Origin of the sequence: Lysinibacillus sp. NPDC094177 (assembly GCF_050279145.1) — a bacterium.
Lineage (GTDB): Bacteria > Bacillota > Bacilli > Bacillales_A > Planococcaceae > Lysinibacillus.
Genome location: NZ_JBNNTW010000006.1, coordinates 110,845 through 135,630, shown reverse-complemented (window position 1 = coordinate 135,630; position 24,786 = coordinate 110,845). Strand labels below are relative to the sequence as shown.

General features: G+C 37.5%; 24 protein-coding genes, 3 pseudogenes and 2 other annotated features. Of the genes and pseudogenes, 20 read left to right on the top strand and 7 right to left on the bottom strand.

Going from position 1 to position 24,786, the window contains the following annotated elements; all coding sequences use genetic code 11:
• Window positions 1-230: 230 nt before the first annotated feature.
• The 3 pseudogenes from ACQKNC_RS12300 to ACQKNC_RS12290 form a co-directional block, all read left to right on the top strand.
• A pseudogene (locus tag ACQKNC_RS12300) lies at window positions 231-461 on the top strand (DNA-deoxyinosine glycosylase); the annotation flags it as partial.
• 702 nt (window positions 462-1,163) lie between these two features.
• Window positions 1,164-2,314, top strand: a pseudogene (locus ACQKNC_RS12295) (RNA-guided endonuclease InsQ/TnpB family protein).
• Between the two features lie 397 nt (window positions 2,315-2,711).
• A pseudogene (locus ACQKNC_RS12290) lies at window positions 2,712-2,999 on the top strand (DNA-deoxyinosine glycosylase); the annotation flags it as partial.
• A gap of 81 nt (window positions 3,000-3,080) precedes the next feature.
• Here the strand turns inward: ACQKNC_RS12290 and ACQKNC_RS12285 are convergent.
• Window positions 3,081-3,233 (bottom strand): hypothetical protein, encoded by a 153-nt coding sequence (locus ACQKNC_RS12285; RefSeq protein ID WP_427425131.1) that lies wholly within the window; start codon window positions 3,231-3,233, stop codon window positions 3,081-3,083.
• Between the two features lie 286 nt (window positions 3,234-3,519).
• Between ACQKNC_RS12285 and ACQKNC_RS12280 the strand changes: the two genes are divergently transcribed.
• The 3 genes from ACQKNC_RS12280 to ACQKNC_RS12270 all read left to right on the top strand — a co-directional run bounded on the left by ACQKNC_RS12280 (window position 3,520) and on the right by ACQKNC_RS12270 (window position 6,996).
• Window positions 3,520-3,930, top strand: coding sequence for a hypothetical protein (locus ACQKNC_RS12280; RefSeq protein WP_427425130.1), 411 nt, complete (start codon window positions 3,520-3,522; stop codon window positions 3,928-3,930).
• 545 nt (window positions 3,931-4,475) lie between these two features.
• A complete protein-coding gene (gene abc-f, locus ACQKNC_RS12275) occupies window positions 4,476-6,104 on the top strand; it encodes a ribosomal protection-like ABC-F family protein (RefSeq protein ID WP_427425129.1) in 1,629 nt (542 codons plus the stop codon).
• 94 nt (window positions 6,105-6,198) lie between these two features.
• Entirely contained in the window at window positions 6,199-6,996 is a 798-nt protein-coding gene (locus tag ACQKNC_RS12270; RefSeq protein ID WP_427425128.1) for a hypothetical protein, read from the top strand.
• Between the two features lie 187 nt (window positions 6,997-7,183).
• Here ACQKNC_RS12270 and ACQKNC_RS12265 read toward each other — a convergent pair whose 3' ends face one another.
• Window positions 7,184-7,675 (bottom strand): SRPBCC family protein, encoded by a 492-nt coding sequence (locus tag ACQKNC_RS12265; RefSeq protein ID WP_427425127.1) that lies wholly within the window; start codon window positions 7,673-7,675, stop codon window positions 7,184-7,186.
• A gap of 216 nt (window positions 7,676-7,891) precedes the next feature.
• On the opposite strand from ACQKNC_RS12265, the gene ACQKNC_RS12260 reads away from it, so the two are divergent.
• The gene (locus ACQKNC_RS12260) at window positions 7,892-8,251 is read left to right on the top strand and encodes a YybH family protein (protein WP_427425126.1); all 360 of its coding nucleotides are present in this window, start codon (window positions 7,892-7,894) and stop codon (window positions 8,249-8,251) included.
• Here ACQKNC_RS12260 and ACQKNC_RS12255 read toward each other — a convergent pair.
• Window positions 8,248-9,042, bottom strand: a complete 795-nt coding sequence (locus ACQKNC_RS12255) for a sulfite exporter TauE/SafE family protein (protein WP_427425125.1) — start codon at window positions 9,040-9,042, stop codon at window positions 8,248-8,250. The genes ACQKNC_RS12260 and ACQKNC_RS12255 overlap by 4 nt on opposite strands.
• A gap of 264 nt (window positions 9,043-9,306) precedes the next feature.
• Between ACQKNC_RS12255 and ACQKNC_RS12250 the strand changes: the two genes are divergently transcribed.
• From ACQKNC_RS12250 to ACQKNC_RS12220, 7 genes are all read left to right on the top strand, one after another.
• Window positions 9,307-10,122, top strand: a complete 816-nt coding sequence (locus ACQKNC_RS12250; RefSeq protein WP_427425124.1) for an alpha/beta fold hydrolase — start codon at window positions 9,307-9,309, stop codon at window positions 10,120-10,122.
• Window positions 10,123-10,172: 50 nt separating this feature from the next.
• Window positions 10,173-10,730: a nucleotidyltransferase family protein gene (locus tag ACQKNC_RS12245; RefSeq protein WP_427425123.1), complete on the top strand. Its 558-nt coding sequence runs from the start codon at window positions 10,173-10,175 to the stop codon at window positions 10,728-10,730.
• Between the two features lie 23 nt (window positions 10,731-10,753).
• Window positions 10,754-11,248, top strand: coding sequence for a DinB family protein (locus ACQKNC_RS12240; protein WP_427425122.1), 495 nt, complete (start codon window positions 10,754-10,756; stop codon window positions 11,246-11,248).
• An 89-nt stretch (window positions 11,249-11,337) separates the two neighbouring features.
• Window positions 11,338-11,811 (top strand): GNAT family N-acetyltransferase, encoded by a 474-nt coding sequence (locus tag ACQKNC_RS12235; RefSeq protein WP_427425121.1) that lies wholly within the window; start codon window positions 11,338-11,340, stop codon window positions 11,809-11,811.
• 13 nt (window positions 11,812-11,824) lie between these two features.
• Complete coding sequence (locus tag ACQKNC_RS12230; RefSeq protein WP_427425120.1) at window positions 11,825-12,469, top strand: hypothetical protein; 645 nt, start codon at window positions 11,825-11,827, stop codon at window positions 12,467-12,469.
• A gap of 92 nt (window positions 12,470-12,561) precedes the next feature.
• Window positions 12,562-13,047, top strand: coding sequence for a hypothetical protein (locus ACQKNC_RS12225; RefSeq protein ID WP_427425119.1), 486 nt, complete (start codon window positions 12,562-12,564; stop codon window positions 13,045-13,047).
• Between the two features lie 150 nt (window positions 13,048-13,197).
• Complete coding sequence (locus ACQKNC_RS12220) at window positions 13,198-13,710, top strand: YfiT family bacillithiol transferase (RefSeq protein ID WP_427425118.1); 513 nt, start codon at window positions 13,198-13,200, stop codon at window positions 13,708-13,710.
• Between the two features lie 232 nt (window positions 13,711-13,942).
• Here the strand turns inward: ACQKNC_RS12220 and rpmG are convergent, their stop codons facing one another.
• A complete protein-coding gene (gene rpmG, locus ACQKNC_RS12215) occupies window positions 13,943-14,092 on the bottom strand; it encodes a 50S ribosomal protein L33 (RefSeq protein WP_053481849.1) in 150 nt (49 codons plus the stop codon).
• Window positions 14,093-14,261: 169 nt separating this feature from the next.
• On the opposite strand from rpmG, the gene ACQKNC_RS12210 reads away from it, so the two are divergent.
• Window positions 14,262-15,455: a GTP-binding protein gene (locus ACQKNC_RS12210; RefSeq protein WP_427425117.1), complete on the top strand. Its 1,194-nt coding sequence runs from the start codon at window positions 14,262-14,264 to the stop codon at window positions 15,453-15,455.
• Window positions 15,456-15,479: 24 nt separating this feature from the next.
• Here the strand turns inward: ACQKNC_RS12210 and ACQKNC_RS12205 are convergent, their stop codons facing one another.
• Window positions 15,480-16,022: an isoprenylcysteine carboxyl methyltransferase family protein gene (locus ACQKNC_RS12205; protein WP_427425116.1), complete on the bottom strand. Its 543-nt coding sequence runs from the start codon at window positions 16,020-16,022 to the stop codon at window positions 15,480-15,482.
• 1 nt (window position 16,023) lies between these two features.
• Window positions 16,024-17,106, bottom strand: a complete 1,083-nt coding sequence (locus ACQKNC_RS12200) for a type III polyketide synthase (RefSeq protein ID WP_427425115.1) — start codon at window positions 17,104-17,106, stop codon at window positions 16,024-16,026.
• Between the two features lie 318 nt (window positions 17,107-17,424).
• On the opposite strand from ACQKNC_RS12200, the gene ACQKNC_RS12195 reads away from it, so the two are divergent.
• From ACQKNC_RS12195 to metG, 5 genes are all read left to right on the top strand, one after another.
• The gene (locus tag ACQKNC_RS12195) at window positions 17,425-17,607 is read left to right on the top strand and encodes an ATP-binding cassette domain-containing protein (protein WP_427425114.1); all 183 of its coding nucleotides are present in this window, start codon (window positions 17,425-17,427) and stop codon (window positions 17,605-17,607) included.
• Window positions 17,608-17,976: 369 nt separating this feature from the next.
• Window positions 17,977-19,053: a ribosome small subunit-dependent GTPase A gene (rsgA, locus tag ACQKNC_RS12190; protein WP_427425113.1), complete on the top strand. Its 1,077-nt coding sequence runs from the start codon at window positions 17,977-17,979 to the stop codon at window positions 19,051-19,053.
• A 143-nt stretch (window positions 19,054-19,196) separates the two neighbouring features.
• A complete protein-coding gene (gene fosM, locus ACQKNC_RS12185) occupies window positions 19,197-19,625 on the top strand; it encodes a FosM family fosfomycin resistance protein (protein ID WP_427425112.1) in 429 nt (142 codons plus the stop codon).
• Between the two features lie 50 nt (window positions 19,626-19,675).
• On the top strand, window positions 19,676-20,323 hold the full coding sequence (locus ACQKNC_RS12180; RefSeq protein ID WP_427425111.1) for an HAD hydrolase-like protein: 648 nt from the start codon (window positions 19,676-19,678) through the stop codon (window positions 20,321-20,323).
• A 144-nt stretch (window positions 20,324-20,467) separates the two neighbouring features.
• Window positions 20,468-20,733: a binding site (T-box leader), on the top strand.
• 179 nt (window positions 20,734-20,912) lie between these two features.
• On the top strand, window positions 20,913-22,547 hold the full coding sequence (gene metG, locus ACQKNC_RS12175; protein ID WP_427425110.1) for a methionine--tRNA ligase: 1,635 nt from the start codon (window positions 20,913-20,915) through the stop codon (window positions 22,545-22,547).
• A 53-nt stretch (window positions 22,548-22,600) separates the two neighbouring features.
• Here metG and ACQKNC_RS12170 read toward each other — a convergent pair whose 3' ends face one another.
• Window positions 22,601-24,172 (bottom strand): 2-isopropylmalate synthase, encoded by a 1,572-nt coding sequence (locus ACQKNC_RS12170; protein ID WP_427425109.1) that lies wholly within the window; start codon window positions 24,170-24,172, stop codon window positions 22,601-22,603.
• A gap of 125 nt (window positions 24,173-24,297) precedes the next feature.
• Window positions 24,298-24,535 (bottom strand) — a binding site (T-box leader).
• Window positions 24,536-24,786 lie beyond the last annotated feature (251 nt).

Below are 24,786 nucleotides of genomic sequence, written 5' to 3'. Positions count from 1 at the left end.
CTAAAGCGAAGCGTCAGCAACAAATGTTTTATCTGTGCGAAAGCGAAGCGTCAGCAACAAATGTTTTATCTGTGCGAAAGCGAAGCGTCAGCAACAAATGTTTTATCTGTGCGAAAGCGAAGCGTCAGCAACAAAGCGCACAGTCGGAACGGCAATCTAATAATTGGATACGTCCCTTCAATGACATTGATACAAATTCTCCGTTACAATATAGGGAAGGAGTGATTGTAATGTCGAATGAACTTAAAAATGTATTATCACCAGTTATTGACTTGTCAACGAAGGTGTTAATCGTCGGCTCAATGCCAGGGAAGCAATCATTAGAGAAGCAGCAATATTACGGTAACCCACGCAATCACTTTTGGCCGATTATTGGGGAAATATTAGAGATGGATGTACCTCAGGATTATGAACAAAGATTAAAATTGCTAAAGAACAATCATATCGGCCTCTGGGTAACTAAACTGTTACAACAAATTTAAACCAAACTATACAAACCTGTATAGAAGCATAGATTTATAACAGAATACCCTTCGTATCAAGCGATTGGTGCGAACTCCACGTTAATTGCTTTTAACTCCTAAAGCCTTGTGACCAAAGCGGAGCTGGAAACGGCAGACGTAACGGTGCGAAAGCAGAAAAAACAACAAGGATGGCATAAGCTGAAAAAAAATACTCAGTGTCCGTAAAGGATCATCGTGACAACGGAAAACGGTAGCGCTAAGTGCTTTGGCAATGGATGTTTAGCAGCGAACTCCTAAATCTCTAATGAGACAAGGAAGACGTTCAACGACTATCTCCTTGAGGGAGAGTAAAACCGCAAGCGAATGGCGGAAGAAAAATGTGGCTCTTATTAGAAAATAAGATGAAGATATAGTCTGCGCTTATGTGAAAGCATAAGAGGTCTACTCGTGAGAGAAAGACTGCATTGAGGGTTGCGTCTTCATGTGAACAAGAAAAATATATACAACTATAAAAATGTTAACAACCTCTCTAAACAGGGTAATGTGATTTTATCATAGTGAAAGAGAGGTGGTACGCATGGAATTAATGTCCATTGAGAAATTTGCTAAACTAATTTGCTATTGTCGAGTCAGTACACCAAGTCAATAAAATCATACGGTCGAAGGAAACTAAACGATTGATTGACGAGGTGAAAAACAATGATATTGGCGACAAGGATAAGACTAAAACCAACTAAAGAACAAGAGGTTTTGTTTTGGAAGTCTGCGGGGACTGCGAGATGGGCTTACAATTATTTCTTGGCTGAAAGCGAACGTATTTATAACGACGAGAAGCGTACAGTCAAAGAGGGCGAAGTTCGGAAGAAAATCAATAACGAACTGAAACCAACAACGCATAAATGGCTGAAGGAAGTCGGAAGCAATGTGATGAAACAGACGGTGAAAGATGCCGATATTGCTAGAAAGCGTTGGTTCGAAGGCTTGACTAAAAAGCCAAGGTTCAAAAGCAGACGAAGAAGTAAAGTTAGCTTTTATGTAAATTACGAAAGTTTAAAACGAACAAATGAAGGTTTTAGAGGTGAAAAGATTGGCAGTGTAAAAACTTGCAAAACGCTTCCTAAGCTTAAAAAAGGTCATAAATATTCGAATCCACGCATTTCATTTGACGGACGAAATTGGTTCTTATCCATTGATATGAGCAAGAATTTGAACAGTTTGATTTGACAGGAGAAAGTTTAGGAATTGATGTAGGGATCAAAAAATTGGCAGTTTGTTCTGATGGCAAGTTCAAAAAGAACATCAACAAAACCAAAGAAGTCAAACGATTAGAGCAAAAGTTGAAACGAGAGCAACGAAAACAAGCTCGTAAGCTCGAAGCCAACACGAAAGAGTATACTAAAAACCGAAAGCCAATCTATAAAACACCTTTAAAGAATATGAAAAATATTCAAAAACAAAACATTGCAATCCGTAATTTATATAAGCGACTTAGCGACATCCGAACAAATCATTTACATCAATGTTCTAATGAGATTGTGAAAACCAAGCCATCTCGTATTGTCATGGAACATTTAAATGTAAAAGGGTTGATGAAAAATAAACATCTGGCGAAGGCGGTAGCCGTGCAAAAGCTATATGAATTCAAATGGCAAATTAACTACAAATGTGAAAAATATGGAATTGAATTTGTTGAAGCTGACAGATGGTTTCCATCATCAAAGACTTGTTCTAGTTGTGGACAAATCAAAACCGATATGAAACTGAAAGACAGATTATTTTTCTGCTCTTGCGGATTAAAGCTGGATAGAGATTTGAACGCAAGCATTAACTTAGCAAATTACTCAATCTAAGGAATTTAACTTCTTTCAGCAGAAGTCTCCTACCTCTATAGGTGGTAAGATGTATGCGGGTTTAAGTTAATTTTCAGCAGGTGTCCAAACATCCGCTGAAAGAAGTTAAAGCCTCCGGTGGATGTCACGGAATCGGAAAGGAGTTCTTTGTGCAAGCACAAAGCCGATTCCGGACGCAATTATGCCGAGGCATAATTGATCTGACACTAAACCTTAGATGTGTACGCAACGATACTGCGGAATTTAAGCCTTTGGAGAGTCATACTAAATGGTAGTAGCTTTGGCGAAACCAGACTCGGAGAATAAGGAAGACACAAATACGAAAGTCGGAAGATATAAGTTGTGTCACAGTAGAGATGTTTACATTTTTTAAGAAATGTATATGTTTTTCGTATCGGATACAATAGAATCGTGCGAGCGTAAAGGAAGCTTAGATGCGGCCATTCGTAATGAAAAACCGAATGATTTTAAAACGCTTTTTGAACACTATCCTAATATTGAGTTAGTGCTTTTTAATGGCGCAAAGGCGTTCGAGGTTTTTAAAAAGCATATTGGCCTTGGGATTTTAGATGGACGAGCATATCAAAAAATGCCTTCGACTAGCCCGATACCAGGTAAAAATATTAAATCTTTTGAAGAAAAGCTTGAGGATTGGCGAGTGATGCAACCCTATTTGCTTAGATGAATACATTACAAAAAATCCCCTCCGCTTAGTGTTACTTAACGGAGAGGATTATCAGCACTATTTTATAGATGGGGAGGACCATTACTGCCATGTGTTGTAGTAAGATCCTGCCGGGTTATAAAAGAATTTATAATGATATTTTTCAGCTAAGGCACGACTTTTCTCTTCATCGTTAAAGCCGATTGTCATCACCTGTGTACCGAATTTTTCTCGAATCTGAACTAATTGCTGCATCCTATTCAACGCCCATTCATCTTCTCCGACTACATCATACGAAAAGTTTCCCACATAATAAAATTGATATATGGTGCTGTATAATCAGCTAATGTTTGAAAGCCCCAATTTTGAGCAACAGACAAGTCATTGGATAGTTATTGGAAAATGAACCTATTATTATACAATGTCAACCATGAAAATACGAATGCAGTTTAGGCCGACTGAACCCAAAGCTAATGGGCAATTGCTCAACAGTTATTAGCCCTTTTACATATATTGAAATATGAAAAAGGAGGGGTTTATCATGTACAATCCATATGAAGAAATTATGCCACTTCCAGAATCCGAATTTGAGCCATCATTCGGACTGCCTGGATTTGGTCCACCGCCATCATATGGACCGCCTAGTTTCGGCCCACCGCCATCATATGGACCGCCTGGATTTGGTCCACCACCAGTAGGTCAAATGCCTCTTGGCCCACCGCCTAGCTTTGCGCCATCACTTCCGCCTTTTGGAGTAGGTACAAGTGGTATTCAATCATGCTTATTCAGGAATACGTATATATGGATGTTAAATGGAACAGGCTTTTGGTTCTTCCTAACTGCTGTAGGAAGAGAGTTTATTGCAGGGTTCCGATGGAGTAGTAGAAGTGGTTGGCGCTTCCAAACCATTGCAAGAAGAAATATTCGCTCGTATGAATGCTCGAGATGGTAATTAAGGGTATTAAGAAGTCATATTAAATAGTTCATTTAGTTGTAAACTATTATGTCTATGAAATATCCCATTCGGAACGGAAATCATCCCCCACGTTGTGCTCCATAGCTATACTTTGTATTAATATGAACGTTAGTTATGAGGAATTATTTTGCAGTTTTATCGTTTTTATTTTAAAGACAATGGTGTTACAATTACTGTAATTAATGATGAAGGGACGATGGGTGGCTAATGATTAACTAATCTTATTTTTTGCGCATGAAATTTTATTTCAATCAAAAATAGGATTAGTCTGCCCATTTTCCATAACGCGCAACTTGTATCGATGAATCTTTGTTGATATGAAGTTGCACTATACTTTCAAGTGCTTGATTTTCCATCTGAACATCTTTATTTAGAAGCAGATGGGGAAGTAGCTTGCTTAGTAATGGGACACAAATAAAGCTGTCTTCATAAGCTTATTTGTGTATGATATTTTTGCGACTAATCCTTCCAAAATATTGGGGGGATTTTTTTGTCCCTCCGAATAGAGAGGAATGGAAGTTATGAAGGAACTTTTAAAATTACAAGACTTACATTATGAAGTAAAGGATATAAAAATTTTTGAACATGTGACGGCATCTGTAAAGGAAGGTGAGGTCATTGGCATTATTGGTAGAAATGGTGCTGGTAAATCAACATTATTGCAGTTGATCGCAGGTTCGATAATGCCATCTGCTGGACAGTTACGTTGGGTGCAGTCTGCTAAAGTTGCCTATGTGGAACAGGAGAGTGCACATTTTGATACGCTGGAGGTAACTGCGAGCGAGGCTGATTTGCTTGCTAAATGGCAAGTACCAGATGTGTTATTTTCAGCCTTAAGTGGTGGGGAGAAGCTTAAAATGCGGCTTGCTGATGGTTTTGCACAAAAAGCTCAATTACTTTTACTAGATGAACCTACGAATCATTTAGATGAGCAAAGCACTATATTGCTCATCGAACAAATAAAAAATTACGATGGTGCAATCATTGTTGTCTCCCATGACCGCTATTTTTTAGACGAGATTGCAACAAAAATTTGGTCTCTAGAAGAATGGACACTGATAGAGCATAGCGGTAATTATACTAGCTATATGGCTGCTAGAGAACAACGAAGACTAACACAACAACGCGCTTATGAAAAACAGCAAAAAAACATCGAACGTATAGAAGCGCAGATGCAGGAGCTAACATCCTGGTCACAGAAGGCACACGCCCAGTCTACAAAGCAAGAGGCCTTTAAGGAATTTTATCGAGTAAAGGCAAAACGTATGGACTCACAGGTTAAATCCAAGAAAAAACGATTAGAGAAGGAGCTTGAGAAGGCTAAGTTTGATGCTGTAGAACCTGAAGAAGAGGTTCGTTTTTCTTTAGATACAAAACAACGGGTAGGGAAGCGTTTTTTAGAGACAAAGCATTTAACGAAGTGCTTTGAGCAACGTGTTTTATTTAAAGAGGTAAACGTAACTGCTCAATTTGGAGACAAGATTGCCATTACTGGATCGAATGGTAGTGGCAAAACAACATTATTAAAAGTGCTCTTAGGACAGATAAAGGCAGAAGGAGAGGTTTGGACATCTCCTGCCGCGAATATCGGTTATTTAACGCAAGAAGTGTTTGACTTACCACTGGATCAGACGCCTGAGCAATACTTCAATAAGGAAACTTTTGAGGAGCAAGGGAAGGTTCGGAATTTAATGAAGCATCTAGGCTTCACGCAAGCACATTGGACTGCACCAATAGGCGAAATGAGCATGGGGGAGCGGGTAAAATGTAAACTAATGGCTTACATTTTAGAGGATAAAAACGTGCTTATTTTAGATGAACCCACGAATCACCTTGATCTACCTTCAAGGGAGCAATTAGAAAAAACATTAGCACAATATAAGGGAACTTTACTTGTTGTCTCACATGATAAATATTTTCTTGAGAAGGTAACAGATAGTGTGTGGGAGCTTAGAAATCAACGTATTGAGAAAAAGTGGAGAAATAACTCACCTGCTCAATTTGATGACAAAGCTACTCTTCGTTTAAAGCTTGAAAATGAAAGACAAGAGATACTTGGTAAACTTAGTTTCCTTACAGTGAAGGATAAGGATTACGTTATGCTTGATCAAAAGTTTAATGAATTGACGAAGCGAATTAATGAGCTTTAATAACTAAGAGAGTTTTTAGGTATGGAAGGAAGAGGACCTAACCCGAGCAATTCTAAGGTCAACCTGATCACTTTTAATAAAGGGGGCCAATGCCATGAAAAAAGTATTTTTTACCTTCATGCTTTTAAGTTTCAGTATAGTAGGTGCATGCTCTGATAAAGAAGAAAAACCTAACGTACCAAACAAGCCACAAGAAGAAGAACATCAATCACATGAAAATCAACAAGAATCGCCTAAAACGAATAAAGAAGATACGGTAGCATCCATTACACAGGCTGGAGTACTAAAAAATATTAAGGACCAGCTTAAAACGAATTTACCGATAACTTTACCAAAAGGGCTTCCGATTACAGAAGGAGCATTTTTAACGGCAACAACGAAGGCTGAAACTAACCAAGTTGAAATAGTATTTCTTGAAAGCAAAGAGTATTTGCCAATTAATGATATTAAACTAAAACAACCAGATAGAGCGACAGTAATTGCTCGACTCTCAGTGCAGCAATATGAAAGTACTGACGAAACAAATAAGCAAATTTCTTTTGAGAATTTTAGTCAAAATGGCGGTCAAGAGGTTGATCTTGGATTTAACATTAAAGGTTACCAAGATGCAGGTGTAGGGTCATTATGGACTGGTTGGAATGAGGGAAGATGGGCAGTAGCGACACATACTAGAACAGACAATCCGGAGACAGGTGTGAAGCTTGCTAAGCAGGCAGTACAATTTTTAGAAACACATATGCTTCCTATTCCAAAGCAGAACGGCTTTGCCCATTTAGATGTTTATGAATCCGGAAATTTAATCGTATGGCAGGATGGCAAACTTGTCTATACGCTTGATTCAATCAAGAATCCGCTAAAAGCACTCGAAATTGCTACAGCTTTTTATCATTAATAAAATATTTGTAATTAATATAAGTTCTTTAGCAGCTTCATTGGGGCGTCCCGGTGAGCCGCTTCGCTCCAGCCAACAGATGTTTTTTGCGCGAAAGTGAGTAGCCGCCTTTATCATTTTTTTTCAACACTAATAAAACTCCTAGGGGGTATGTATTTCTACTCTAGGCGTTTTATTCGTGATATGCTTAAATCTTTTCAACGTCATCCACAAGTTGCTTATACTCCACAAACCATTTCTGCCATTCTTCCATTGGAAATTCTTCATGTATAGTTCCATTTAATAAATCCGATAGCAGGTCTAAGCATACATGCCAGCCGGCTAAATCTTTAGGCGTATGATCAGTTAGCTCACCAATCGTTTCAAGTAATACTAATATGGAGCCATTGCCAGTGGGGGAGAGTTCAAATCTTACTGTATCTTTGCCCCAATCAAATTCGAGTACTTCCTTCTCGGCATAGTCTGTAATTGCTATTTCATTATAAGCATTTGTTCCATCATTCATATTAAAATGGATTTTGCCGTTCTTTCGAAGATCAATGATTTCTAAATTATTCATCCATTTTTGAAGCTTTTCATTTTCCGTTAATACTGCCCAAACAGCATCCACTGATTGTGACAGAGGACGGTTGAATTTCACGACATAGTTATTTTGTTGTTTTTGAATAGTAGCGAGCATAGGGATCCTCCTTGTTTACTTTTCTTCATCATAAACTGCTTGAAATAGTCTTGTCACGCCTTCTTCTATTTCATTCTTCTTTAAATGTCCATACTTTAGAAGTAACAGACATTATTGATCCATCGATGCGAAAATTATTGAACATGCGTTCTACGATGGTTAGTTGCTTTGGCAGTAGAATTCCGATTAATATTAGTTAAAAAAGGGGAAATTACCATGCCATATCAACAAGCTTTAGAGAGCTACATTGCAGCTACAAATTCCCATGATTTTAATAACGTAAAGGAAATTTTGCATCCGCAAGCAGTGTATTGGTTTTCGGATAAAACATGCATAACCTTAGAAGAAATAGGAGCTTATTTCAATAATGCATGGAATTTGATAAGGGAAGAAGTTTATTCGGCTACTAATGTCCAGTGGCTTACGGTTGACGAAAGATCAGCTACCTGTATTTATACATACCACTATGAAGGCTATCATAACGGAAAATTTGTATCAGGTAGCGGGAGAGCAACGAATATTTTTACTGTCCTAAACAATGAATGGAAGTTAATTCATGAACATTTAAGTAGTTAAATTATTTTAATTGCTACTTGAATAAGTAGTAATGAAATGATAGTTATTAATAGTATTTTAGCTGCTTTTATCGGAATTTTCGGTATAATTAAAAGTCCGAGCTGAGAGCCGATAATGGAGCCTATTGCCATCGCAATTGCATAATGCCATTGAATAAAGCCCGTTTGGTAAAATACTAAAAATGCCCCTGTACAGCTCCCGAAAATAAGTACGCGTGTGAGCTGTACAGCCTTTATGTAGGAGTAATGATAACGTAAAAAATGTAGTATGCTGAAAGTTGAAGAGCCAGGTCCAAAGCCACCATCATAAACTGCAATTAAAAATGGCTGCCATAATTTATTGCTATGTTTAGTGTCATTTTCTTCGGAGCTAACAGTCCATTCTTTATTTTTCAACGTTATAAATAAGGCGAAGATAAGTAGCATACATGCAATAATATTCATTGTTTTTTCTGAGATGGATACTGTTAGGAGTGCTCCACAAATGCCTCCTACAATTGCTACAGCAACATATTTCATAATAGCAACTAGACGAAGCTCTTTATGATAAAGAAGATAAAAGATGCTCGACAACGCTGCAATGCCCGATGAAAATTTATTCGTAGCAATGCCTGTTTGAATAGGTATACCAACAAGCATCATAGCAGGGATCGTAATTAGCCCAGCACCTCCAGCAAGGGTACCGATAAAAGCAGCAATAACTCCGATACCGACGAGCGTCAGTGAAAGCTTTGTATAAAAAAGTCCCATTACAATGGCAAAGGTTACAATCAAAATAAAAGATTTTTTCATAAGTGTCTCCTTTAACGTTATTAGTTAAAGGGTACGGGTAAATAATTTATAAATCTAATATATTATTTTTCGTTTTGTATAAATGATATTTATACAAAGTACAACTGAATTTTTTTCTTTTCACTTTAAATACTACTCAAAATACAGTCCTCATAAAGCTTCAACTTCTCCTAATTTGTCATGCTTAGCCCCTTTGAAATTGAACTGTAAATAGTTATTATTGTAAGTAATGGAAGTAATGATTTACCAAAGGGGATGGTAGCAATGAAACAAAATATCTATCAATGGGGCGACTCACAAAATCCAACTTTAATCTTTTTACATGGGCTAGGGAGTACGGGCTTATCATTTGGAGAACTAGCAAAACATTTACCAGAGTATCATATCGTATCCTTTGATTTACCTGGACACGGCTATGCAAAAGCCTTGGAAGAAGAAGAGGCTTATTTTCCTTCCAATTTGATTGAAGACATAGAAGAAACAATAGATCAGCAGTTAGGATATAAATCTCATTATTTAATTGGTCATTCTTTTGGAGCTGATTTGGCATTGCATTATGCTGCTAAATATCCTAAACGAATAAAGGGGATAATTTTGTTAGATGGCGGTTATTTGTCATCGCAAGATTTAGGCATGACATTAGAAAACGAATTACAAGGTATAGAGAAATTTTGCAATGAAGTAAGATTCCCATCTTGGGACGTATTTTTTGAATCGGAAAAAGAAGAGCTTTCACGATGGTCGGACGAGCTTGAAGAAGCATCAAAGGCTCAAGTTAAGGAACAGGATGGAGAAATTAGACTAACGATTTCTACTTTTACAGGGCAATCCATCATAAAAGGTATTGATGCGGAACCAGTCACAGATATAGTAGAACAGGTGCATTGCCCGACTCTATTGATACGTGCAACAAAACCAAGCGAATTAGAAGCTATTAGAAAGAAGAGTATTCAAATTTTGCAAACTAAAATTAAAAACTTGGCAATTGAACCAATCGCTGATGCAGGTCATGATATTTTTCGTGAAGCACCTAAGGATGTTGCCAAAAAAATTAGAACATGGGTTGAGAATCATTCATAAGGAAACAGCGCAAGCATTGGGAATGACACATTCAGAGGTGAGAAAAACTGATGAAAACAGAAGAAGAGCTAATAAACTTAATTGTAGCTGATGAATGGATGATGAACATTTTAACAACTGTAGAGAAGCTACAATTACCTGATTCATGGATATGTGCTGGATTTATTCGTTCAAAGGTGTGGGATTATTTGCATGAAAAAGAATACAGAACATCATTAGCCGATATTGATGTGATATATTTTGATAAAGTTAATACTTTAGAGAATTATGAGAAGCTATATGAACAAGAATTGAAGAAGTATTTACCGAATGAGCCTTGGTCTGTGAAGAATCAAGCAAGAATGCATGTAGTAAATAATAGTGAGCCATATCAATCATCTATTGATGGCATTGCTCATTTTCCGGAAATACCAACAGCTATTGGTGTGAGGCTTGCTAATGGAATACTTGAAATAGCCGCACCTCATGGTATCAGGCATTTAGTTTCTGGGATTGTCGCTCCTACACCATATTTTCAGAATAGCTCTCCAATGCATGAGGTTTATAGAAATAGAGTTCGAAACAAGCAGTGGGAATTATGTTGGCCGAAGCTACAGATTATCTACTAAAATGAAGCGAGGAGCTAAAGAATTTGTATCACGATAAACATCAAATAATCTCTCATTATGAAAGATCTATCGTGTTTGTGGAAAGTTTAGCAAACATAACAGAAGAACAGTGGCGTACTCCTTTAGAGCCTGGGAAATGGACAGTAGCAGAGGTAATTGGCCATCTTACTCCATGGGATGAATTCGTGGTAAAACAACGTTTACCGTTTCTTTTTATAGAAGAAAGCTTACCAAAAGGGCCTGATGTAGAAGAGATGAATGCCAGTGCAGCAAGGGATTGTCGTACACAAAGTAAAGAAGAAACGATAGCCAATTTTATCAAGCAGAGACAGCAGCTAATGGATGCACTTTATCAAATAGTGGATAAGCAATGGCAGCAGCCTTTTAAAATAGGTACAACTGAATTAACACTTCACGGGTATATTGCTAGTTTAGTGGAGCATGATCTGTATCATTTTTCGCAAATCCAGAAAGTTTTAAAGAATGTAGAGACAATTAAGTGGTTATCAAGCAAATAGTTATATCCGCATTTATCTTATGATGATGTGGTTTATTTTCTATTAAATATACATTATAGTGTATATTTAATAGAAAGGAGTGTGGATATATGAACATTATTTTAGCACAAATAGAGGATGCTTCAGTAATTCATAACGTTATGCTACAAGCTTTTAAAGAGTATGAACATGCAACACCACCATCAAGTGCACTAAGTGAAACAATTGAATCGATTGAACAAGCGATGAAGAAAGGAGAGCATGCCTTTATCGGATTTATCGATGAGCAACCAGTTGCGATGGTAAGATTTACACTTAGTGCTCAAGGAATTTATTTTTTTAGATTATCTGTTATTCCAGAAAAGCAAGGACAAGGATTGGCTAAAGCATTAATTGCTGAGATTGAAAAATTCGCACGTACGAAAGGAAAAACGATTAGCGAATGTAAAGTACGTATGAGCGTACCAAGAAATATTGAGTTATATCGCTCATTAGGTTATGTTGTCACAAAAGAGGGCAAGGCAGAAAATCTTAACGGTTTCTCACTTTCTGTAGCGACAATGGAAAAACAGCTTATTAATTAGGGAGGGGCTACTCTTGAGGAAGAAGCTTGGCTGTTTACATGCATATCATTCAAATATTGAGTATATAGAACAGGCATTTCAAAACATTGAGAAGGTAGAGCTAGTCCATTTTGTGGATCCAGGTCTTATACAGCAAGTTTCAAAAGGGACTGACAGGTTAGCCTTTAAGGTGAAAGAGCAACTTAAATGGATGGAAAGTTGTGATATGGATGCCATCTTAATAACGTGCACGAATTATATTGCATTGTTAGAGGAAGAAAAGTTGGAACTTTCTATACCAATTATTAAAATCGATGAGCCATTCTTTGAAACATTATGTGAAGAAAAACAACCTCAAACTGTTCTTTTTACTAATCCTGAAACCGTAGAAGGTACAATGAACAGACTTCAGCAATACGCTTTATTACATGAAAAATCCATTAATACTCAAGTAAAAGTTATTGATAATACGTTTGAACTGATTATGCAGGGAAAAAAGGATGCATATAATAATGCTATTGTACAAACTCTTCATGATGTAGCGGGGGAACAGCAGCATATTTCGGTTGCGCAGCTTTCAATGGTTGAGGCTGCACGGCAATTCGAAAAAGAGTCAGCTTTAACGATTGCTCATCCGTTAAAGTCGTTAGTTAAATTTGTGATGAGATCTATAGAATAATAGCTCGTGTATAGTTTCCAGAATACTCTGTAACAATTTATGCGATACATTCGTTTCATAGGAAATAACTATGACTTGTAGGGAGTGTAGTAATGAGGCGACGGGTACTTATGGTAACAGTGTTGTTGTTTTTGTTAGTAGGATGTACAAAGAATGAGAAAGCGGTTGTTTTGCCGGATGATTTACCGGATTTTGTGCAAGAAAGTGATTTTAAATCTATTGATTGGGACAAAAAGGCAGTAGAGTTCGGGGATAGAGGCATCCTCGGTAATACCAATAAATCAGGTGTTATTGGTGCCAATATGCCAAGTTTAAGTACTCAAAAGTGGATGTGGCATCTTTGGGGAATTGAAGAAGGTCGTGATACAAAGTTAACAATTGTCGGGTATCATAAAGATTCTAAAACAATACACCCTATTTTAGTAGATGGTTGGAGCATAGGACTTGGTGGACCTGTTAATGGTGCAGATGCACATGCACCTTCAAATGTGAAAATCCCGAAACCTGGAAAATGGGCAATTTTACTTTATACGAATGGGAGCTATTTTGATACGTTAATCTATGATATTCATGAATAGAAAGTTAATATTTCGCATAATGTGACCCTCGTTTTGTAAGCTAAATTTCTTGCAAAATGAGGGTTTTATTTAAAATAATAAAAGGAAATGGCATGGAAAATATAAAATTGGTAATATGAAAAGTAGTAAATAGAAACGGAGGAGAGCTACATGACCGATTCACGGTATCCAATTGGACAATTTCAATTTCCGGAAGTAGTTACAGCACAGCAAGTAAAGGAATGGATTGAGGATATTCGTCTATTACCAAAACAACTAGCAGAGGCGCTTAATGGAGCAAGTGAACAAGCATTAACAAAATCCTACCGAGAAAATGGCTGGACGGTTACGCAGCTTGTCCATCATATTGCAGATAGTCATATGAATAGTTATATCCGTTTTAAGCTAGCTTTGACGGAGGATATTCCAACGATTAAGCCTTACAATGAGGAAGAATGGGCAAAGCTTCCCGATTCAGAAATGCCTGCCTCAACATCTTATAAAATGATTGAAGGCTTACATGAACGTTGGGTGTATTTGCTAACAAGCTTAACAGAAGAGCAATTACAACGAGCGTTTAATCATCCGGATTCAGGATTAATGACACTTGAAAGAGCTCTAGCATTATATGCTTGGCACGGAAAGCATCATCTTGCTCATATTAAAAATGCTTTGGCGAAATAGATGCCCAAGTAAATAAGGTATTGGCTCAATCAATGGATTTTGAAAAGTAGTTGAATCATAAATTATGCTTGCTTGATGATTTGGACCACAATTTGAACGAGCTAACTATAGAAAATACTAATAAATGTTGTTGAAGGCTGTTCCAAAAGTAAGAAAAGACTTTTGAAACAGCCATTTTTATGTTATTAGAGGATTCTACATAATTGTAGAGCAATCATATCTTGCCTTGATATTATTTCGTTTCTCTGTGCAATGTAACTCTTTTCAAGCGCGGGGAATATTTCTTAAGCTCCAGCCTTTCTGGATTTGTTCGTTTATTTTTTGTAGTGATATAGTTTTTATCACCTGTTTCTGTACAGGCTAATGTCACTTGTACACGCATAAAATAACCTCCTTTTAAATCGTAATCATTACTCTTTAAACGTTATTATTTTTAATGAAATATGTCAATATCGTATTTCCGCAAAGTTTTTAGCATTGCATTTTGTAGATTTCTATGTTTTAATTACAAACTATAAATAGTAATGATTACGATTTGAGGAGTTGTAAAGATGACAAAGAAAATCCCCGTTACAGTTTTAAGTGGTTATTTAGGTTCTGGTAAAACAACAATGATGAATCACGTTTTACAAAATGAAAAAGATATGCGTGTAGCTGTAATCGTCAATGATATGAGTGAAATTAATATTGATGCAGAGTTAATCGCAAATGGAAGTGGAATTTCACGAACAGAAGAAAAATTTGTGGAGTTATCAAATGGTTGTATTTGTTGTACGCTGCGTGAGGATTTATTGCAGGAAGTGGAGCGTCTCGCAAGACTCGGTACAATTGATTATATTTTAATTGAATCGACGGGGATTAGTGAGCCAATACCTGTTGCCCAAACATTTAGTTATTTAGACGAGGAGCTTGGTATTGATTTAACAAAATTTTGTAAGCTTGATACGATGGTGACTGTTGTAGATGCGAATCGTTTTTGGCATGATTTTCAGTCGGGAGAAAGCCTTTTAGAGCGTAAAGAGGCAGTCGGTGAATTAGATGATCGGGATGTTGCTGACTTACTCATTGACCAAATCGAGTTTTGTGATGTCCTTGTATTAAACAAATGTGATTTAGTATCAGATGAAGAGCTTGAAAGGTTAGAGCGTATTTTACGTGCCTTACAGCCTGAAGCCAAACTAATTCGTACAGTAAACGGTGTAATAGAGCCAGCTGAGATTTTAAATACTGGTTGCTTTGACTTTGAACGAGTATCGGAATCTGCTGGCTGGTTAAAGGAATTAGAGCTTGGTCATGAAAATCATACACCGGAGACGGAGGAGTATGGTATCTCTTCGTTCACCTATATACGTAGGAGACCATTTCATCCAATACGTTTTGTAGAATGGTGTGACCAGATGCCAGAAACGATTGTACGAGCAAAGGGAATTATTTGGAGTGCAAAGCATCAAGATGTTGCATTATTGCTATCACAGGCAGGCTCATCGGCAAAAATAGAGCCCGTTTCATATTGGGTAGCTGCTTTACCAAAGGAACAGCAGCAGGACGTTTTCTTGCAAAGCCCCGAGGTACTAGAGGATTGGGATGAGGAATTCGGAGATCGCATGACTCAACTCGTTATAATTGGTGTTGAAATAGATAAAGAGTCGATTATAAAAGAATTGGACACATGCTTATTAACGGAAGACGAGTTTAATAACTCATGGGAGAGTTTACAAGATCCGTTCAATTGGGAGTGGCATTAAAGATAAAAATAAAGAAGATTTCGGCTAGGATTCCGAAGTCTTCTTTTGAAATACATGATTATAATTTGTAGCATCCCGCAAAGCTTTTTCCTCAATTGGAATACGCACGGACAACATTGTCACATTTAAAAGTGTGAAGCAGAATGCTGTAAAATAGGCTTGAAACATTAAAGGTAGAAGAATAATTTCTAAGCAAACAACTGCGTAATTTGGGTGACGCATAAATGTGTAAGGGCCTTTTCGTACAACTTTTGCATTGGGCAATATGAGTATTTTTGTGTTCCAAAAAGACCCTAATGAACGAATACACCAAATGCGTAATGCTTGAACGGCAATAAATAATAAGAACAATAACGGAAATAAAGGCGATAAACTTTTATGATTAGTAACTACTTCAATAATTAAAAATAGGAAAAAACCAGCGTGTAAAGAAACCATATATGGATAGTGAGAGGAACCAACTTCATATGCCCCTTGTGAAAGCATCCATTTTTCATTGCGTTTTGCAATGAAAACTTCTGTCAATCTTTGTAGAATGACGAGGGTCAAAATAATGTAAATAATCATGCTACTCCCTCCATTTAAGTAATACAGCTTCAGCACAGAAGCCAGGGCCGAGAGCGACGAGCAAACCAGTATCCTCTACTTGTCCTTCTTTTAACATAAATTGCTCCAATACATATAGCACCGTAGGAGATGACATATTTCCATGATATTTCAATATTTCCCGAGAAATATCGGTTTTTTTGGCGGCTAGATAAAGAGTATCTTCATAAGCTTTTAACACTTTTTTACCGCCAGGATGTGCAATGAAATGGTTAAGCTGCTCACTATATAGTTCATGTTCCAATAAAAATTGTTCAATGAATGGGCCGAGCCAATTGGTGATGATGGCAGGAATACTTTTCTGAAAAACGACATGTAGACCATTGTTTTTAATATTCCAGCCCATAACATTTTCTGAATCTGGCAGCCATTTAGAGCCGGTCCCGATAATGGAAGGTATTGATTTTTTTACTGCAATATTCACTTCATCTCCACAGACGAGTATACATGCTGCTCCATCTGCAAAAAGGGAGGCACCGATTAAATTGCTTTTTGAAAAATCATTTGGCTGAAAGGTTAGACTACAAAGCTCGACACAAACGACAAGAACTTTTGCTTCTGGATGGGCACGACAAAAATCATAGGCTCTACTAACACCTGCTGCACCACCAGCACAGCCAAGTCCCCAAAGAGGAATACGTTTAAGCCTGTCTGAAAAAGGAAGTTTATTCATAACTCGTGCATCAATACTTGGTGTGGAAATACCAGTGCTACTTACAAAAATAATGGCATCAATGTCTTTAGGAGAAACCGGAGATTGTAAAAACGCTTCATTTTGTAAACAGGCTTGAATGACGTCAACGCTATATTGTGTAGCTAACTCAATATATAAATTGTTACGTTCCTCAAAGGAATGATCAGTACGATGCCATTCTGGTGGCACACAAAAATGGCGTGTGGCAATACCACCATTCTCAAAAACTTTTAAGTAACGTTCTAATCTAGGGATTTTTGCATGAAAAAGCTCCTTCGTTAGCTCCTCTGCGTTTGTCTGTTGTAATGTGTACGGTGGTTGGTATGTACTGATAGAAATGATTTTTGACAATTCAACATCTCCTTCGCCGATAGTGGTCTTGTTCATTGTATGCAGGGGGAGAGGGGATACATGCTTGTAAGATTGTAATTGAATATTTATATGTTTTATTTCATCAGGGATAATTCCCTGAATTTTGGAATTTTTGTGATTAGAATTGCGGAAATTGCTAATTTGAGTGATTTTTGCGGAAATGCTTCGGTGGCAGAAAGCAAAAGAGGTGTTATATTTTAAACATAATTATTAATGAAACTAAAACCTATAATTTTATAGAAGATGTTTTTAATTATCTTATCGCATTTTAATCAAAACCTTGAAGGGGGGATTCTTATGTTAGAAATTCGGAATATTCAATTTTATTATGATAATAAAGTACCGATTTTAAATAATATTAATCTACAAGTGAAAAAAGGGGACTTTCTAGCATTAATTGGTCCTAATGGTTGTGGAAAAACAACACTAATTAAGTTAATTTGTGATCTATTAGAAAAACAGAGGGGGACAATTAATTAAGTGTGATTATTAACGTGAAATTTTTTTATTATTGTCCCCTTTGAATGTTTTGAAATAAAAAAGTATATAACTTTTATTTGACGTTTTGGTTAAATTTAGTTATATTGAAAATAACTAAATCGGAAGTAGGTGATGTGACATGATGAATAGATCCGTTTTTAACGAACTGCAATTCGGTTTGTTCAATTTCACACGCCTAAAATATATAAATTGACCACGCAGTGTATTTAAATCACAATTGTGGTGATTTGTATATTCTCTTAAATGTGCCTGTGAACCTTGTAACTGCCGAATTGCGCAGAGACAAGGTTTTTTTGTGTTTAGTATCAATTGAGTACAAAGGATATTCACATTTAGGAGGAAAACAAATTGAATTTAACAACATTAGGATTTTCAACATATTTTGAAGAGCAAATGACTGGATTAAAACAGGAGGCTAAGTTGGCGAATTGTGTGCCGGCTAGGGTTACTTTAGAACATAAGCATTCCTATCGTGTACTGGCTGAAGAAGGAGAGTGGCTGGCAACGATTGCTGGACATTACGCGTATACATCATTAGCACGTGAGGATTTCCCCGCAGTTGGAGATTGGGTGCTAGTTGAGAAAATGCCCGGAGAGGAAAAGGCGATTATTCATAAATTGTTTACACGAAAATCAGTCTTTTCCCGCAAGGCCGCGGGTATGGAAATACAAGAGCAGATTGTAGCATCGAATGTTGATATTGTGCTTCTAGTTATGAGCTTAAATGCTGACTTTAATATTCGTCGTTTAGAACGTTATTTAGTAGCTGCGTGGGATTCAGGTGCGAAGCCAATCGTTGTATTGACGAAGGCTGATCTCTGTGAAGATGTCTCTAGTAAGATACGTGAAGTTGAGTCTGTAGCATTTGGTGTGGACGTTTTTGTGACTAGTGCTCTGTTAGGTGAGGGCTTAGAAGATATTCGTGCGCTATTTACGGAAGGTGTGACGGGAGCATTGCTCGGCTCTTCCGGTGCAGGGAAATCCACTTTGACAAATGCTCTTAGTGGTGAGGAACTTATGAAGGTTTCGGATATTCGTGAAGATGATGCGAAGGGGCGTCATACAACAACACATCGTGAGTTAGTTCTATTGTCAGGTGGCGGTTGTTTAATTGATACGCCTGGAATGAGAGAGCTACAATTATGGGATCAGGGTGACAGCTTATCCGCTAGTTTTCAGGATATTGAGGAACTTTCTGCGGCCTGTCATTACAGGGATTGTACACATCAGAAGGAGCCGCATTGTGCTGTGCAGCAAGCAATTACAGACGGTATGCTGGAACAAACTCGTCTCCAAAGCTATTTTAAGCTACAGAAAGAGCTTGCTTTTATCGAACGGAAAACAAATGCACAGGCAAGACTAACTGAGCAACGCAAATGGAAGCAAATCTCGAAAGGCTTAAAGAAAGGTAAAAAATCAAAATAAGTATATCTTGAAATAAGAGTGAGCGAATTATCAGCGGAATTGAAGGTTTTATCAGCGGTGGAATGGAATTTATCATCGATTTTAAACAGTTTATCAGCGATAATCACACTTCTGTCAGCGATTTCAAAGTTGGGGGCATACGCATGACAATTCAAAACATAAATCATTTATTATTTTCAGTTTCAAATTTAGATGAATCCATTGCATTCTATGAAAAGGTTTTTGACGCAAAATTATTAGTGAAGGGTAAAAGCACAGCCTATTTTGATGTAAATGGGCTGTGGCTTGCTCTTAATGTAGAAAAAGATATTCCGCGCAAAGACATACATCAATCTTATACACATATAGCGTTTTCAATCCAGGAGGATGATTTTTACAAAGTGTATGAAAAGCTAGTCCATCATAATGTCAACATTCTGGAAGGTAGACAAAGAGATGTACGAGATAAAAAATCGATTTACTTTACGGATCCAGACGGTCATAAATTCGAATTTCATACAGGGACTTTACAGGATCGATTAGATTACTATAAAAAGGAAAAAACGCATATGGAGTTTTTTGATGTCAAATAGATGCAACAACTCTTCTAATGAATTTGTTAATATTTAGAAGGGGTGATCTTATGAAAAAAGCTATTATTTTTGATATGGATGGTACTTTATTTCAAACAAATCTTATATTAGAGCCAGCACTATCGGCAACGTTCGATGTATTGCGGGCAAAGGGCTTGTGGCAGGGAGAAACACCAATAGAGAAATACCGCGAAATTATGGGGGTTCCATTACCTGTTGTCTGGGAAACGTTATGCCCTATACACACGCTAGAGACGCGAGAAGAAAGCAATGCATTATTCCATGTTAAGCTGATTGAACAAATACGTAATCGCCAGGGCGCATTGTATCCAAATGCAGAGCAAACACTTGAGGCTTTGGCAGAAAACTATCATTTATTCATAGCGAGTAATGGACAAGTTGAGTATTTACAAGCAATAGTAGAAACTTATCAATTACAGCGTTTTATCAAAGGTACATATAGCATTCAGTCTATTTCCAGTGGTCATAAATCGGATTTAGTGAAAAAGGTCATTAAGGAAAATGCTATTCAACACGGAGCAGTTGTTGGTGACCGTTCTTCTGATATTCAGGCAGCTATTGACAATCAGCTACTCTCAGTTGGCGTTCGCTTTGACTTCGCGCAAGAAACGGAATTAGAAAAAGCAGACATCGTCATTAATAATTTAAATGAGTTACTCTATTTGAAGCTAGGATAAAGTTTTATCGACTACATTTTCTATTTGATCCACCAACCTTTTCATTTTATCGAGAACTATGAATGGTTTATCGGAAATTTTCAGTCATTTATCGACATTCATTGCAATTCATAAGGAAAAAGTGTAAAATGATGCCAATCTATAGTAAAAGCGTTGATAAGGAAAAGTAAATTGGATAAGCATTATATAGAGAGCCTCTGTTGGTGGAAATGAGGTAAATGCCCCCTTTTGAAAATGACCTTTGAGCTTCGTACCGAAAGCAAGTTTGCGAGTAGATTACGACGAGATGGGCACTCGTTACAACAGCGGCAGTATCTTTCGCTTCTTTTAAGATGAGACGTACTGATGGAGGCAAATAGTGTGAGCTATTTGTAAATATAGGTGGTAACACGGGTATACTCGTCCTAATCAATTTTGATTAGGGCGTTTTTTTTATCTTCATTCAGGACTTGCCTGAATGAAGATAAAGCCTCCGGCGGATGTCATGGATTTTAAAAGGAAGAATTGTGCTAGCACAATTCAAAATCCAGACGGCGATTACGCCGAGGCGCAATTGATTTACATTTTTTTTTGAGGGGAGCAACTTAGGATGACGATCGTTATTGGAGGAGCGTGGCCATATGCAAATGGTTCTTTGCATTTAGGCCATGTTGCCGCATTATTACCAGGTGATATTTTGGCTAGATATTACCGCCAAAAGGGCGAGAAGATTTTATATGTTTCGGGAAGTGATTGTAATGGTACACCGATTTCTATTCGGGCTGCACAGGAAAATACGACAACGGAAGCAATTGCTAATCATTATCATGAGGAGTTTTCAAGATGCTTCAATGATTTAGGATTTACCTATGATTTGTATACGAGAACCGACGCTCAGCATCATCATGAATCTGTTCAAACAATTTTTTTGCAGCTATTAGCGAACAATTTTTTATACAAAAAGAAAATTGAACAAGCATATTGTGAAACTGACAAGCAGTTTTTGCCGGACCGATTTGTAGAGGGGATTTGTCCAAACTGTGGAGCGAAGGCACGTGGTGACCAATGTGATAATTGCTCAACAATTTTAGACCCACTCGATTTAATCGATAAACGTTGTAAAATTTGTGGGAATGAGCCAATTATCAGGGAGACAGAGCACTTCTATTTTGCATTTAGTCAGTTTCAAGGGAGGCTGGAGACTTATTTAGCGGAGGCAAAGGCGGAAAAACTTTGGCGAGACAATGCTCTAGGTTTAACAGAACGTTACTTGGCAGAAGGGGTTCCGGACCGCGCTGTAACAAGAGACTTACCAAATGGTATAGATGTGCCCGTACCAGGTTTTGAAGGCAAAAAAATATATGTGTGGATTGAAGCTGTAGCAGGTTACTTTACAGCGAGTATTGAATGGGCGAAGCAACATCAAATAGCGATTGAAGATTTATGGAATGAAGAAACGATTTCGTATTATGTGCATGGTAAGGATAATATTCCGTTTCATACAGTTATATGGCCAGCAATTCTTATGGGGATAGGAGCGAAGGCCTTACCTACACATATAGTATCAAATGAATATTTAACATTAGAAAAACGAAAGTTATCGACGAGCCAAAACTGGGCGGTATGGGTGCCTTATATTTTGAGTCGATACGATGCAGATTCTATTCGTTATTTTTTAACAATGAATGCACCAGAAAATCGCGATACTGATTTCTCTTGGCGAGAATTTATTTATAGTCATAATGGCGAATTACTTGGCGCTTACGGTAATTTTGTTAATCGAACATTGAAGTTTTTAGAAAAATCATTTGATCGTCAAGTGCCTCATGCCGAGGTAGATGACACTATCCGAAAACAAACGATTCAGCTGTTTAATGATGTTGGGATTCATATAGAAGCGGGTCATCTTAAACAAGCTTTAGAGGCTATTTTTGAATATATTCGTGCGGCAAATCGCTATTTTGACGAGCAGCAGCCATGGCTACAGGTGAAAGAGAATGTGGAAGCTGGAAATCGAACACTAGCAACGTGTGTGTACATTGTTGCTAACCTTGGACAGCTGTTACATCCATTTTTACCGTTTTCAGCTGAGAAGGTGAGAAAAATGTTAGGAATCGATGAAGTGATGTGGCATGAGCAAGTGGATTTACCAACAAGCATTAGTCAAGTGACACCACTTTTTGAACGTCTTGATGTTGAATTGATTGAAGAGGAATATCAAAAGTTGGTGGAGGGCAGCCGCTAGCGAAAATAAAAGCAGTATGACTCAATATTGTCATACTGCTTTTAACTATTTAATTAGTTCATAACAGGCGTTAATTTAGCAACAACAATACTATTGATAGCATTAATATAAGCTAGCGCACTCGCTTTTAAAATATCTGTATCTGCAGCTTTTGCGATATATTTTTCACCGTCATGCTCGATTGTGATTTTTACTTTACCAAGCGCTTCTTTACCGCGCGAAACGCTATTGATATTATACTCTACAAGTTTCACATCAATGTTTGTAATTTCTGCGATGGCTGAATATAGGGCATCAATTGGACCTGAGCCAACCGCACTTGCTTTAAATATCTCGTCACCTTTACGTACTCTCACACTTGCTGAAGGGAAGCTTGCGTTGCTGACGACTTGTAAATCGTCGAAGTCAAAGAACTGATCACTATAATGAGTGGCATTAGCATTGTTTGCGTCATGTTTTTCATAATAGCTTTCAACAATAACATATAAATCGTGATCGTAAACTTCTTTCTTTGCGTCTGCAAGCTTTAAGAAGCCTTCAAAGATTCCTTCAAATTCATCCGCTGAAAGATTAGAAAAGCCAAGTTTTTCAAGGGCATTTTTCACCGCGTGACGCCCAGAGCGAGCTGTAAGGACTAACTCCATATCGTCAAGACCAACATCTTCTGGATGTACAATTTCATAGGCATCACGAGATTTAAGAAGACCGTCTTGATGGATACCAGAGGAATGGGCAAAAGCATTATCTCCAGTAATCGCTTTGTTTACTTGTACGTCTAAGCCCATAAAGCTTGAAACAAGACGAGACGTATTCATAATTTCTCTTGTGTTGATACGTGTCTCAGCATTGTATACAGAGCTACGCGTTTTCAACGCCATGACGACTTCTTCTAATGCTGCATTTCCTGCGCGCTCGCCAATGCCGTTAATTGTACATTCTACTTTATCAGCGCCGTTTTTAATCGCAGCTAGTGTGTTCGCAGTAGCCATACCAAGATCATTATGGCAATGAACACTCAACAAAACGCTATCGTCTAGGTTTTTCATACGCTCATTTAGTTTATAAATCATGGCTCCAAATTCTTCTGGCTCTGCAAAGCCGACTGTGTCAGGTACATTAATCATCGTTGCACCAGCCTTCATCACGGCCTCAATTGTTTTCCAAAGATACTCGAAATCTGAACGAGATGCATCTTCTGTTGAATATTGGACTTGTGGTAGAAGAGTTTTCGCATATTTTACTGCATCAACGCCAATTTGTAGAATTTGATCCTTGGATTTACTAAATTTTTTCTCAACATGGATGTCAGAAGTACCAAGCACCATATGAATCATCGGATTTTCAGCGTATTTTACAGCGTTATAAACAGCATCAATATCTGCCTGTACGGCACGGGCTAAAGCGGTAATCATAATGTCATTTGTATTACCAACTTTTTGTGCGACTGCTTTAACTGCATCAAAATCTCCTTGTGATGAAGCAGGGAAACCAGCCTCGATAATATCGACGCCTAATTTTTTGAGTTGCTGAGCAATCTCTACTTTTTCGTATAAATTCAGTTTTGCACCTGGCACTTGCTCGCCGTCACGTAAAGTTGTATCAAACACCCAAATTTTTCTTCCCATTTCCAAACACTCCTTTTGTTGTAGTTGTCATTATATTGATAATGTCTCAGCCTTGCACAATAGAGACGAAATCTACACCTAGGCCAATAAAAATAAAAACAAAAAAACCCGCCTCTATATAAAAATATAGAGACGAGTTTATGCTCGCGGTACCACTCTAATTGACCTTCTCCTTACAGAAAAAGTCCCCTTATCGACAGCTATCACTGTCTATCCTGTTAACGGAGGAAACCGACGTCCCTTACTCAAGGTTCAGGGAGTGGCTCATGGACGAGTTCAAAATGTGTGCCTATCGGTTTGCACCAACCACCGACTCTCTACAAGTACACTTGCATTTCTACTATTTCCAATCTTGGCCTACAATGTGTTGTTGAAAGCAATAATACTTGGATATCTTTGAATTGTCAATAAAATTCTAAAAATTATTTTTTTTCTGTATTATAGGGTGTTCAATAATTTATTATAAAATCGATCATAATGAAAAAAACACTCTTAATTTTGGCTCATTGGGCATCACTAGGAAAGTGCCCAGTTGGAAGGAAATCAACCCCACGGTATAGTAATAACTATTAATTTTCACAATCAATGTAAATATTTATGAGATAATAAATGGG

Coding starts and splice junctions, on each gene's coding strand:
- ACQKNC_RS12285 (WP_427425131.1), bottom strand. CDS start 3,233: ATGCAGCAATTAGTTCAGATTCGAGAAAAATTCGGTACACAGGTGATG.
- ACQKNC_RS12280 (WP_427425130.1), top strand. CDS start 3,520: ATGTACAATCCATATGAAGAAATTATGCCACTTCCAGAATCCGAATTT.
- abc-f (WP_427425129.1), top strand. CDS start 4,476: ATGAAGGAACTTTTAAAATTACAAGACTTACATTATGAAGTAAAGGAT.
- ACQKNC_RS12270 (WP_427425128.1), top strand. CDS start 6,199: ATGAAAAAAGTATTTTTTACCTTCATGCTTTTAAGTTTCAGTATAGTA.
- ACQKNC_RS12265 (WP_427425127.1), bottom strand. CDS start 7,675: ATGCTCGCTACTATTCAAAAACAACAAAATAACTATGTCGTGAAATTC.
- ACQKNC_RS12260 (WP_427425126.1), top strand. CDS start 7,892: ATGCCATATCAACAAGCTTTAGAGAGCTACATTGCAGCTACAAATTCC.
- ACQKNC_RS12255 (WP_427425125.1), bottom strand. CDS start 9,042: ATGAAAAAATCTTTTATTTTGATTGTAACCTTTGCCATTGTAATGGGA.
- ACQKNC_RS12250 (WP_427425124.1), top strand. CDS start 9,307: ATGAAACAAAATATCTATCAATGGGGCGACTCACAAAATCCAACTTTA.
- ACQKNC_RS12245 (WP_427425123.1), top strand. CDS start 10,173: ATGAAAACAGAAGAAGAGCTAATAAACTTAATTGTAGCTGATGAATGG.
- ACQKNC_RS12235 (WP_427425121.1), top strand. CDS start 11,338: ATGAACATTATTTTAGCACAAATAGAGGATGCTTCAGTAATTCATAAC.
- ACQKNC_RS12225 (WP_427425119.1), top strand. CDS start 12,562: ATGAGGCGACGGGTACTTATGGTAACAGTGTTGTTGTTTTTGTTAGTA.
- ACQKNC_RS12220 (WP_427425118.1), top strand. CDS start 13,198: ATGACCGATTCACGGTATCCAATTGGACAATTTCAATTTCCGGAAGTA.
- rpmG (WP_053481849.1), bottom strand. CDS start 14,092: ATGCGTGTACAAGTGACATTAGCCTGTACAGAAACAGGTGATAAAAAC.
- ACQKNC_RS12210 (WP_427425117.1), top strand. CDS start 14,262: ATGACAAAGAAAATCCCCGTTACAGTTTTAAGTGGTTATTTAGGTTCT.
- ACQKNC_RS12205 (WP_427425116.1), bottom strand. CDS start 16,022: ATGATTATTTACATTATTTTGACCCTCGTCATTCTACAAAGATTGACA.
- ACQKNC_RS12195 (WP_427425114.1), top strand. CDS start 17,425: ATGTTAGAAATTCGGAATATTCAATTTTATTATGATAATAAAGTACCG.
- fosM (WP_427425112.1), top strand. CDS start 19,197: ATGACAATTCAAAACATAAATCATTTATTATTTTCAGTTTCAAATTTA.
- ACQKNC_RS12180 (WP_427425111.1), top strand. CDS start 19,676: ATGAAAAAAGCTATTATTTTTGATATGGATGGTACTTTATTTCAAACA.
- metG (WP_427425110.1), top strand. CDS start 20,913: ATGACGATCGTTATTGGAGGAGCGTGGCCATATGCAAATGGTTCTTTG.
- ACQKNC_RS12170 (WP_427425109.1), bottom strand. CDS start 24,172: ATGGGAAGAAAAATTTGGGTGTTTGATACAACTTTACGTGACGGCGAG.